The sequence below is a fragment of the Rhizobium ecuadorense genome (assembly GCF_001187535.1).
GTDB classification, from domain to species: Bacteria; Pseudomonadota; Alphaproteobacteria; order Rhizobiales; family Rhizobiaceae; genus Rhizobium; species Rhizobium ecuadorense.
On the sequence record NZ_LFIO01000111.1, the window covers coordinates 1 to 245 of the forward strand.

Below are 245 nucleotides of genomic sequence, written 5' to 3' on the forward strand. Positions count from 1 at the left end.
GTCACCGGCTGTTGCACCGGTTGGGCGACGCGTACTGGAGGTGGAGGAGGAGCAACGTAAGTATTGCCACTTTCCTCACAGCCAGCGAGAATTGCCATGCCGGCAAGCACCACGGACAGGTGCAGACCCTGATACAATCTCACACGCATTGCCGCCGCCCCGATGTTTACGAGCCCCAGTCTTCATGCGTGCCTCGGCGGAGACGACCCCTCTCCGAAAAGTTCCGGGCATGCGATATTATGTCG

General features: G+C 59.6%; 1 pseudogene. It reads right to left on the reverse strand.

Going from position 1 to position 245, the window contains the following annotated elements:
* Positions 1-149: pseudogene (locus tag AF337_RS41710) on the reverse strand (efflux RND transporter periplasmic adaptor subunit); the annotation flags it as partial.
* Positions 150-245: the final 96 nt, after the last annotated feature.